Origin of the sequence: uncultured Alistipes sp., assembly GCF_902388705.1 — a bacterium.
GTDB lineage: Bacteria > Bacteroidota > Bacteroidia > Bacteroidales > Rikenellaceae > Alistipes.
Map to the genome: position 1 here is coordinate 1 of NZ_CABMQJ010000123.1, position 2,018 is coordinate 2,018.

The window sequence follows — 2,018 nt, forward strand, 5'->3', positions numbered from 1 at the left end:
CGGCGTGGGCGTTGCGGCCCGCCGCAATGGCGTCGCCGATGTCGGCGACGGTCGGCGTGCGGCCCAGCAGCGATGCGTAGATTTGCTCGGCCCAGCTGTGGGCGTAGTCGTCGTAATGGACGAAGAAGACCCGGAAGCGGTTGTCCACCTCGCCGGGCGTCGTCAGCTCGCCGCAATCGACGGCGTCGAGGATGGCCTCGACTGCGCGTTTGGTGATGTACTGTCCGGCGATGTCGAGCCAGCGGCCGCTGCCGTCGTAGCGCTCCGTCGATTCGCCGCGGTCGAGCATGGCGCCCAGGGCGGCTACGATGAATTTGTTGTAGAGGCCGATTCCCCGCTTGAGCGCCGCGGCGCGGATTACCGCCTTGCGGTAGACGTACGACGGTGCGTCGGGGTCTTCGCCGGCGAGCGTGTGGAGCGTGTCCACGGCTTTCAGCATCGCCTCGGTTATGTAGGGATTGTATTCTTCGAAATTGATTACGTCGCGTTTGTGAGTGCGGCGGTCGCGGGCGGGCCACTTCTCGATGTCGCGCACGGCGCCGTAGCTGGTGAGGTTCGCGCCCGGCATCAGCACCGTGCGCCCCTCCTTTTCAATCAGGTAGGAGTAGGGGAACACCGAAGTGTCGTGGTGGAACGAGTGGTGTCCCATAATCATCGTGAAGGCTCCCTCGAGCGCCGGGGACATGATATAGGCCCCGCTGGCGAACTTGCAGCCGCGCAGGTGCACGGCCTGGTGTACGGCGCCGCTTTTGAAGAGGTGGTTGCTCTGGTTGGAGCCGCTGCCGGCGTTGAAGAACGAGAACATGCCGGCGATCAGCAGCGACGACTTGTGGTGCGAAACGGTGTAGGGGCCTGCGAAGATCGAGGCGGCCTCGCCGTTTTCGCAGTGCGAATTGGCGAAAAAGAGCGATTCGGCAGCCGTGAATGCCTTGTCCAGCCGGCAGCTTTCGCCCACGAAACAGCGCTCGACAATCGAGCCGTTGTCGATATGGGCCCCCTGCGCCGCGATGAAATCGTAGGCTTTGACATCCACGCCGATGTGTGCGCCGTCGCCCACCGTGCCGTTCTCGAGCAGCGAGGCCCCGTCGACGACGGCATTGTCGCCGATGCGGACTTCGCGGATGAATTTCGCGCCGACGATGCGGCTCTTCGCGCCGACGCTTCCCATCTCCGAGGCGTTGGCTTCGGCATAGGCGTCGACCATTGCCTCCAGCGCCGCCATGGTTTTCGGGCGGTGGCGGTATACGGCCATCAGGTAGGCCGTCTGGGCTGTCAAGCCGTCGAATATCTTTACCGTGCGGCCGCCGCATTCGTTCATCGTCGCCACGCCCACGCCGTTGCCGAACGTACTCCGGCGGCGGCATTCGAGTGCCGTGACGCCTTCGACGAGCGCTCCCTCGCCGATGCGGTAATTGCGGATGCGCGAGCGGACGATGCGCGCTCCGGAGCCGATTTCGACCGTGCCTTCCAGGTGGCTTTGCACCAGTTGGGAAGGGGTGAAATCGTCCGAAACCCGCACCTGCGGCCAAGCTTCCGCCGACGAGCCGAGGGCTTCGACAGCGGCTGTCTCCGCCGGTGTCATGTTTCTGTATTGGGGCATCACTTTCGTATTAAGCAGATGCAAATATAACGATTTGCGGCTAAATATCAAACTCGCGGCCCTCCCGGTCGATTTCCATCCGGCGGCCGCCGCGCACGATTCGCGCCCGTCCGCCGCGGAACGGTTTGACGGCTTCGCACCCCGGGCAGTGGATGCGCGGACGTCCCGCAGGGTCGATGTAGTGCCATGCGTCGCCGAGCTTCACGGCCGCCAGCCCCTCGGTGAAGTCGAATCCGCAGTCGTACAGGGGCGGTACGGCGATTCGTTCCGGGGTGCCGTAACCCCAGAGTCCGTTCTCGACGAAAAGTTCGGGAGCTTCCGCGCTCGCGGTTTCTTCGGCTCCGGGCGTGTCGTTTCCGCTTCCGACGTGGACGCACGCGCCGTTGCCGGAGGCAGTGTCCCGGCGGGTGCCGTTTTG

Annotated in this window: 2 protein-coding genes; both read right to left on the reverse strand. The window is 64.5% G+C overall.

Annotation, left to right across the window (positions count from 1 at the left end; all coding sequences use genetic code 11):
• The coding region (locus tag QZT71_RS12420) for a DUF4954 family protein (RefSeq protein ID WP_295916667.1) at window positions 1-1,600 on the reverse strand (1,600 nt) is incomplete at its 3' end.
• A gap of 40 nt (window positions 1,601-1,640) precedes the next feature.
• A partial coding sequence (locus QZT71_RS12425; protein ID WP_295916669.1) for a WG repeat-containing protein occupies window positions 1,641-2,018 on the reverse strand: 378 nt, incomplete at its 5' end.